General features: G+C 70.8%; 7 protein-coding genes and 1 pseudogene. 3 read left to right on the forward strand and 5 right to left on the reverse strand.

Annotation, left to right across the window (positions count from 1 at the left end; translation table 11 throughout):
* The 3 genes and pseudogenes from Q0L54_RS08925 to Q0L54_RS08935 all read left to right on the forward strand — a co-directional run.
* Nucleotides 1–265: pseudogene (locus Q0L54_RS08925) on the forward strand (glycosyl transferase group 1); the annotation flags it as partial.
* Entirely contained in the window at nt 262–1,749 is a 1,488-nt protein-coding gene (locus tag Q0L54_RS08930) for an O-antigen ligase family protein (RefSeq protein ID WP_296667355.1), read from the forward strand. The pseudogene Q0L54_RS08925 and the gene Q0L54_RS08930, both read left to right, overlap by 4 nt.
* Entirely contained in the window at nt 1,746–2,666 is a 921-nt protein-coding gene (locus tag Q0L54_RS08935) for a glycosyltransferase (protein ID WP_296667357.1), read from the forward strand. The genes Q0L54_RS08930 and Q0L54_RS08935 overlap by 4 nt, the downstream gene beginning before the upstream one ends.
* A gap of 14 nt (nt 2,667–2,680) precedes the next feature.
* Here the strand turns inward: Q0L54_RS08935 and Q0L54_RS08940 are convergent, their stop codons facing one another.
* The 5 genes from Q0L54_RS08940 to Q0L54_RS08960 form a co-directional block, all read right to left on the reverse strand.
* Nucleotides 2,681–3,670: a GDP-L-fucose synthase gene (locus Q0L54_RS08940; protein ID WP_296667362.1), complete on the reverse strand. Its 990-nt coding sequence runs from the start codon at nt 3,668–3,670 to the stop codon at nt 2,681–2,683.
* 2 nt (nt 3,671–3,672) lie between these two features.
* Nucleotides 3,673–4,701, reverse strand: a complete 1,029-nt coding sequence (gmd, locus tag Q0L54_RS08945; protein ID WP_296667365.1) for a GDP-mannose 4,6-dehydratase — start codon at nt 4,699–4,701, stop codon at nt 3,673–3,675.
* Between the two features lie 104 nt (nt 4,702–4,805).
* On the reverse strand, nt 4,806–5,525 hold the full coding sequence (locus Q0L54_RS08950) for a WecB/TagA/CpsF family glycosyltransferase (protein ID WP_296667368.1): 720 nt from the start codon (nt 5,523–5,525) through the stop codon (nt 4,806–4,808).
* A 296-nt stretch (nt 5,526–5,821) separates the two neighbouring features.
* Nucleotides 5,822–6,343, reverse strand: a complete 522-nt coding sequence (locus tag Q0L54_RS08955) for a low molecular weight phosphatase family protein (RefSeq protein WP_296667370.1) — start codon at nt 6,341–6,343, stop codon at nt 5,822–5,824.
* A gap of 111 nt (nt 6,344–6,454) precedes the next feature.
* The coding region (locus Q0L54_RS08960; RefSeq protein ID WP_296667373.1) for an HNH endonuclease signature motif containing protein at nt 6,455–7,795 on the reverse strand (1,341 nt) is incomplete at its 5' end.

Genomic DNA, 7,795 nt, shown 5'->3' on the forward strand with positions numbered 1-7,795 from the left:
CTCCGCGCCGTGGGCGGCCGCGGAGGCGGCGGGTCTCGGCACCCCCGTGGTGTGCCTCGACCTGGGCGGCGTGAGCGACCTGGCGGGGACGCTGGCGCGTCCGGTAGCGGCGCGTCCGGTGGGCACGCTTCCGTCCCGGCTCGCGGCCGCCGCCGTGGCCGCCGCGGAGGAGTCGCCGCTGCCAGACAGGCCGTGGACGTACGAGGCGATGCTGGAGTTCATGGAGAGCGTCTACGGGCGCGCGCTTGTGGGGGAGCGCGAGTGACAGCCGCCATGCCGGCGGCGCCCGTTGACGCGGACGCTCGGGACGTAGCGGCCGCCGGCAGCGCCGAGCTGCTGCGCCTCGCCGTCGCGTCGAGCGGGGCGCTGCGGGTGGGGGCCGCCCTCATGGTCGCGGGCCCGCTGGTGGCGGTCGCGGGTGGACGGTGGGGCACGTACATCGGCGTGCCCGGCGCGCCAGTGTTCCTCACCGATGCGCTGGTGGTGGTGGGCCTGCTGATCATCGGGCTCGACCGGGCGCGCAACTCCGCCGAGCTGAGGCTGCCGCGCACCCCGGTCCCTGTCGCGGCCGGGGCTGTGCTCATGGCCGTCGTCGGCGTGCTGGGCCTGGTGCGCGGCGGCGCCCCCGACCTGTTCGCGATCCGTGACGCGCTGCCGTTCGTCTACCTCGCCCTGACGCCCGTCTTCGTGCTCGCGGTGCGCGTGGTGGGGGTGGCGCGCGTCCTGCGCGGCCTGATGGTCGCCAGCGTGATCCACACCTTCTGGTACGCGGCCGTGGAGTTCGGCGTGGTGCGAGAGTTCGCCCTGCCGATCGTGGGCGTCCCGGTGTTCACGTCGCGCGGCGACTTCGATGGCCTGGTGGGCGGCATCGCCATCGCCACGGTCACGGTGCTGTCGCGGGCGCCCATACCGTGGCGACTGCTGGTGGTGGCAGCGGCCGTCTCCGCTCAGTTGGTGCAGGGCAGCCGCGCGGGCTTGGTCGCGATGCTGATCGTCGCGGGCGCCGTCGCGATCGCCAGCCGCCCGTTCCGCGACGAGCGTCTGGGCCCGGTCCGGCTGGCCGCGGTGTTCGCCGCGCTGCCCGTGCTCGCGGCGGGCATCATCGTCGCCGCCCAGAGCTCAGGCTGGGCGCGTGCGCTGGAGCGCCTCTTCGCCGGATCCATCGAGTCCGGGAGCTCGAACACCACGTCCGCTCGCATCGATGCGTGGGACCGCATCATCACGTATGTGGGTCACGATGCGCCCGCCCGGTGGTTCGGCAAGGGCTTCGGGTCCAGCTTCATCGTGGACTCCGGCGCCGTTGAGTACCTGTCGGGGTCGAGCTCGGTGCGCCAAGCGCACAGCTTCCTGGTGGGCTGGTACGCGCTGGTCGGGGGCATCGGCCTCACGCTCGCCCTCATCGCATTCGCCCTGTTCCTGCTTCCGCCCGTCCGGCGGATGCGCCGCGACCCTGGGGCGCGATTCGGCGCCGCGATACAGATGGGGGTGCTGTTCGCGGCGGCCGTGGGCGTCATCATGGAGTCGCCGTTCGGCTACCTGCTCTTCGTGCTGGCGGTAGGTCTGTCGTACGCCGAGGCGCCGGACTCCCGCCTCCCCGTCCCACCCGTGGGTGCAGGTGTCGCCGGTCCGGTGCCGCTCGCGCCGTCGGTTCGCGGTCCGGCGTCGCAGTTCCCGGTGTCCACCGGCGCCCCCGCACGCTCCGGCGCCACCGCACCCGATGCCCGCACCACTGAGGGAGGCGCCACGTGACCCACCCGATCGATCTCGCGCGCGTGCTGGTCACGGTGTGCACCTACGGCCGCCCGGAGCCGCTGCGCGCGTTCCTCGACTCGTACGTCGCGGATCCGACCACGGCGGACGCGACTCTCCTGGTGGTCGACAACAATCCTGATGGCGGCGCCCGCGCCACCGTGGAGGCGTACGCGGGCCGCCGCATCGTCTACGCGCACGAGCCGCGGCCGGGGATCGCGGCCGCGCGCAACCGGTGCCTTGCCGGCATCGAGGAGGACACGCAGGCGTTCGTGTTCGTGGACGACGACGAGTACGTCGAGCCCGGGTGGCTGGGCGAGCTGGCGGCGTGTGCGGACCTCTACGGAGTGGACATCGTCAACGGGCAGGTGGATACCGTGTTCCCGGACGATGCGCCGGGCTGGGTGCGCGCACGCGGCCTCTTCGGGTATCCGCAGCGGGAGACGGGAAGTTCGGACGGGTTGCCGGCGACCAACAACACCTTGGTGCGGCGCGAGGCGTGGGAGCGTGCGGGGAGCCCCGGATTCGACGAGCGCTTCTCGGGCTCCGGCGGCTCGGACACCGAGTTCTTCTGGCATCTGGTCAACGAGGCCGGCTGCACCTTCGTGTGGTCGGCGGAGGCGGTGGTGCATGAGCCGCTGACCCCGGATCGCATGAGCCTCAGATGGGCCTGGCGGCGTCACCTGCGCGGCGGCAACGTGTTAGGGCGGCTCAAGCTGCGTGAGGAGTCACGCGCTCACGTCATGCTGGGCGGGGTGGGCCGCGTGGGCAAGGGCCTCGCGGGCGGCGCGGTCACGGCGGTCACGGGGCACAACCCGTCCGGATGGCTGGTGGGCAGGGTGGCGCGCGGCGTGGGCATGTCCTCCTCGGCGATGCGCCATGTGGTGGTGGAGTACTCGCGCGGTGGCGCCGGGTAGCAGCGCAGGGCCAGCTAGCCCCTGAGCTGCTCCACGTTCTCCCGGTACCACTCGACGGTGCGGCGCAGCCCCTCTTCGAGGGAGATCTGCGACGTCCAGCCCAGTGACGCCAGGTAGCTGACGTCGAGCAGCTTCTGCGGGGTGCCGTCGGGCTTCGACGTGTCCCACTCGGTGCTCCCCTCGTAGCCGACGACCCCGGCGATCGTCGCCGCGATCTCCTTGATGGTGACGTCCGTGCCGGTCCCCACGTTCACCTGAGAGGGGCCGTCGTAGTGCTCGAGCAGGTGCAGGCACGCGTCCGCCATGTCGTCGGAGTGCAGGAACTCGCGGCGCGGGCTGCCCGTACCCCAGTTGGTGACGGAGGCCGCTCCGGACTGCGCCGCCTCGTCGTACCGGCGGATGAGGGCCGGCAGCACGTGGCTTCCCTGGGGCGAGAAGTTGTCGTTCGGGCCGTACAGGTTGGTGGGCATCGCGGAGATCCACGGCTTGCCGTACTGCCGGCGCGCGGCCTGGATGTGGAGGATGCCGGCGATCTTGGCGATCGCGTAGGCGTCGTTGGTGGGCTCCAGGTGGCCGGTGAGCAGCGAGTCCTCAGGGATGGGCTGCGGCGCGAACTTGGGGTAGATGCAGCTCGAGCCCAGGAACAGCAGCCGCTCCACGTCGACGCTGAGCGCCGCGTCGATGACGTTGGTCTGGATGCGGATGTTGTCGCTGAGGAAGTCCACCGGGTAGGTGCTGTTGGCCATGATGCCGCCCACCTTCGCGGCGGCGAGCACCACGTAGCGCGGGCGGGTCTCGGCGAAGAACGCGAAGGTGGCGTCGCGGTCCTTGAGGTCCAGCTCGGACGATGCGCGGCCCACGATGTGGGTGAAGCCCGCCTTCTCGAGGCGCCGGACGATGGCGGAACCCACGAGCCCGCGGTGCCCCGCGACGTAGATGGTGGCGTCCCGGTCCAGCGGGCCGGGGGTGAACTCGACGCCGTCGGGGGCGGTGGTGGCGCCCACCGTCACTTGGTGCCCCACGAGGCGAGCGACACGGTGTCGATCCACGGCGAGCCCTCGTGCTGGATGGCCTCGACGTCGGCGTCCACCATGAGCCGGGCGAGTTCGCGGCCGTCGACGGTCGCCTTCCAGCCCAGGGCCTTCTCCGCCTTGGAGGCATCGCCGATCAGGGCATCGACCTCGGTGGGCCGCAGGTAGCGCTCGTCGAACTTGACGTGGTCCTCCCAGGTGAGGCCCAGGTGGGAGAAGGTCTCCTCGAGGAAGTCTTTCACCGTGATGCCCACGCCGGTGGCGAGCACGAAGTCGTCGGGCTCGTCCACCTGCAGCATGCGCCACATGCCTTCGACGTATTCGGCGGCGTAGCCCCAGTCGCGGATGGAGTCGAGGTTGCCCAGCCACAGCTCGTCCTGCAGGCCGGCCTTGATGCGGGCGGCGGCGCGGGTGATCTTGCGGGTCACGAAGGTCTCGCCGCGGCGCGGGGACTCGTGGTTGAAGAGGATGCCGTTGACCGCGAACATGCCGTAGGCCTCGCGGTAGTTCTTGGTGACCCAGTACGAGTAAACCTTGGCGGCACCGTACGGGCTGCGCGGGTAGAACTCGGTGTTCTCGTCCTGCGGCGGCGGCGAGGCGCCGAACATCTCGGAGGACGAGGCCTGGTAGAAGCGGGTGTCGATGCCCGCCATGCGTACGGCCTCGAGCATGCGCATCGATCCCACGCCGGTGGTGTCGCCGGTGTGCTCGGGCTCGTCGAAGCTGACGCGCACGTGCGACTGGGCGGCGAGGTTGTAGACCTCGTCGGGCTTGATCGCGGCCAGCAGCGAGACCAGGCGGGCGCCGTCGGAGAGGTCGCCGTAGTGAAGGAACAGCTTCGCGTCGGATTCGTGCGGGTCGACGTAGAGGTGTTCGATGCGTGTGGTGTTGAAGGTCGAGGCGCGGCGGATCAGGCCGTGCACCTCGTATCCCTTGCTGAGCAGTAGCTCCGCCAGGTACGAACCGTCCTGACCCGTGATTCCCGTGATGAACGCGCGCTTCATTGTGTCCCCCCAGTGAAGGTGTCGGCGTGGACCAGTGGTCCTTGTCTACGGCCCAGAGTGTACCGGGGCTATGTTTCGCGAAGGGGTCCGGCCGTGGGGACCGGTCACGCCATGCGGCGGCGGTCGCGCCAGACGATCCGCTGGTAGTCGTAGATGCCCACCGTGTAGCGCTGCCACAGGCGGCGCGGCTCGGACACGAAGCGGAACAGCCACTCCAACTTGGCGGCGCGCATCCACATGGGGGCGACGGCCTTGGTGCCGGCGAGGAAGTCGAAGGCGGCGCCCACTGCGGCGGTGGTGACGCCCAGTTCGAGGGCCACGCGGGTGGCGACGATGTCCTGCTTGGGGGTGCCCAGGCCCACCCACACGATGTCGGGCGACGCGATGTCGATGCGGTCGAGCAGCTCGGGCGCGCACAGCTCCTCGGCGGTGCCGAAGGGCGGGGCGAGGCGGCCGGCGATGATGGCGCCGGGGTAGCGCTCTGCGACCACGGCGGTCAGCTTCGCGAGCGTCGCCTCGTCTGCGCCGTAGAAGAAGTGGCGGACACCGGCGACGCGGCCGCGGTCGAGCACCTGCTCGAAGAACGAGGGGCCACGCACGTGGGCGCTGAGCATGCCGGCGCGCTTGGCGATGGCGTCGGCGACGGGGCGGCCGTCCGCGAAGTTCTCGCCCGAGCCATTCAAGAGGGCCTTGTACTCGGGGTCGCGGTCGGCCAGCACGATGCACCAGGTGTTGGTGAAGCGCAGGCAGGTGCCGTCGTGGGCGTAGGCGTGCTTGAGGGCGTCCTCGACGGCGTCATCCAGGCTCGCGGGCGAAATGCTCACGCCGCCGATGGTCATCGATGGAGCTACTGTCACGATTTCCCCCATTTGTCACGTGCGTTGTCAGTCATTCCCTCAGACCACGCAATTCGGGGCGCTATGTCCGCTTTCGCGGCCTTTGCGCACTTCAGACTCTACACAGATGTGACATTCGTCACTAGGGGTACGCAGGGGAAATATTGGGTAAACCGGACATCGGCGGACCGGCGGGGGCGCGCTCAAGCAGGGGCGACGCTGCGGGCCCAGGCCACGCCGACGGGTCCAGTCGAGCGAGGCCTAGGCCTGCGCAAGGGCGAGCGTCAGACCTTGAGCCACTCCACGAACTCGGCCACCGCGCTGCGGATGAGTCGGTACGACTGGTGGTATTCCGCCTGCGGCCGCCGGAACGGGTCGGGGACGTCGTCGAGCTCGAACTCCGCGAGCACGTGCCGGTGGGCGGCGACGGCTGCCGGGATCTCCGCGAGCCGCTCATCGATGGTGGCGCCGGTCAGGGTCGCGCCCGTCCCGGCGGCCGCGGCCAGCTCGGCGAGCGTGAAGGTGCGCTTGAGTGCGGACGGGGCCGTCTGCACCGCCAACTGACGGTGCTCGCGCGTCATGGTGATGATGATGGCCGCGCCGGTCATGATGGTCTCGTTGAGCTGCCGGCCCGCGTGTGATGCGCCGTCGATCCCGTCCGCCGCGAGTTCCACGATCATCGGCTCCGGGATGCCGTGACCCACCAGCGCGTGGGTGCCCGCGCTCGCGACCACCACGGACTCGCCCAGGGCATCGGCGAGCAGCAGTTCGGCTGCGGGGGAGCGGCAGATATTGCCGGTGCACACCGTGAGAATCGTGGCCAAGGCTTCCCCCCAAGGATCGAGTGCGGACGCGAGTGCGGACGTGAGTGCGGTCGCGGGTGCGGACGGCGGCGGGGCGCGGCCCCAGGTGCGCGATCACGGTACCAGCGTGGTTGCGCGGCTCGTGGTGGCCAAGTCCCGTCCAGCTATGGCCAAGTCCCGTCCAGCGCTGGCGTCGTCCCGACCGGCAGTAGCTACTTCGAGCGCCGCACGACCGCCGAGCCGAGGCGTCCTGGCTTGATCCACCGCGGCCGGCGGCGTGAACCACACCTTCCCGTCGCGGATGCGTATCTCCCAGCCGTCATCGTGGATGCGATGGTGGCAGGTGGTGCACAGGAGAATCCCGTTCGAAAGGTCGGTTCGACCGCCGTGACTCCACCATCGCAAATGGTGCGCCGCGCACCATGCGGGAGGGGCATGACAGAACGCGCACCCTCCGTCGCGTTCGACGAGCGCATGGCGTTGAGGTTTGGTGAACAGTCGCTTCTCTCGCCCCACGTCGAGCACCTCGGACTCCCCTCCGAGCGTCAGCGGCAGGATTCCCGCGTCTACCGCCATGCGACGCAAGCGGCCCGCGCTGATGGGGGCTGCCGTCTGCTCGCACTCACCGAAGCCCAAGCCGTCCCGCATCGCCTGGGCGTCGAGGCGCACTACGACAACGGTCTTCACCCCCGACGTGGGCGCCTCGCAGTCGAGGCCATGGTTGAAGAGCATGACGAACGCATCCGCCTGAATCTGGCCGCGCGAGCGGACGTCCGCCATGGCCGGATCCTGCTCGCGCCGCCGTTGGTAGGCGTCCTTGGTCTGGGCGTCGAGCCATGCGGTGACGGGTGCGGCCGACGCGGGGTCGAGCCGCGCGGTGACGCGCACCATGCCGTCCGAATCCTCCGACACCGCGACGAACCGGTCCGCGTACTGCTGCTTCTCGCGCTCCGCGACGGCATCGGGATCGCGCCGCGCTCGCAAGGTCCGGCACACGCGGCGCAGGTCACCCAGCGACATCCTCAGGGCCTTCGCGAGCAGGTCCTGCTCGACCTCGAACGCGGCGTCCCCGAGCGCGTCGAGGGTGCGCTTGAGCAACGCCCCCTGCTCGCTGGACAATCGACCCGCCCCGAAGGCCGCGGCGACGTGCCGGTACCGGGGCCCCGCGCCGCCACCGGGCCCCCCGGCCTCACCCTCGCTACCCGTGCCATCGCCCAGCCCCGCGCCGGCACCGTCCCCGCTGGCTGCATCCTCCTCAAGAAGGCTGCCCGCCTCGATGGTCTCGCGTGTGCGCCCGAGTCCCGCCCCGGCTGCGTTGGCCGCCAGGTGGGTGTTCGACTGGTGGCCGGACCGCCGCGCGTTGAGCGAGCTACGCTCGGAGAGCGTGCGGGACGCGACCGCGAGCGGCACCTCCGCGAGGTTGCGCACCAGCGCGGCGGCCTCGTGCGCCACCGT

Source organism: Demequina sp. (assembly GCF_024642165.1).
Lineage (GTDB): Bacteria > Actinomycetota > Actinomycetes > Actinomycetales > Demequinaceae > Demequina.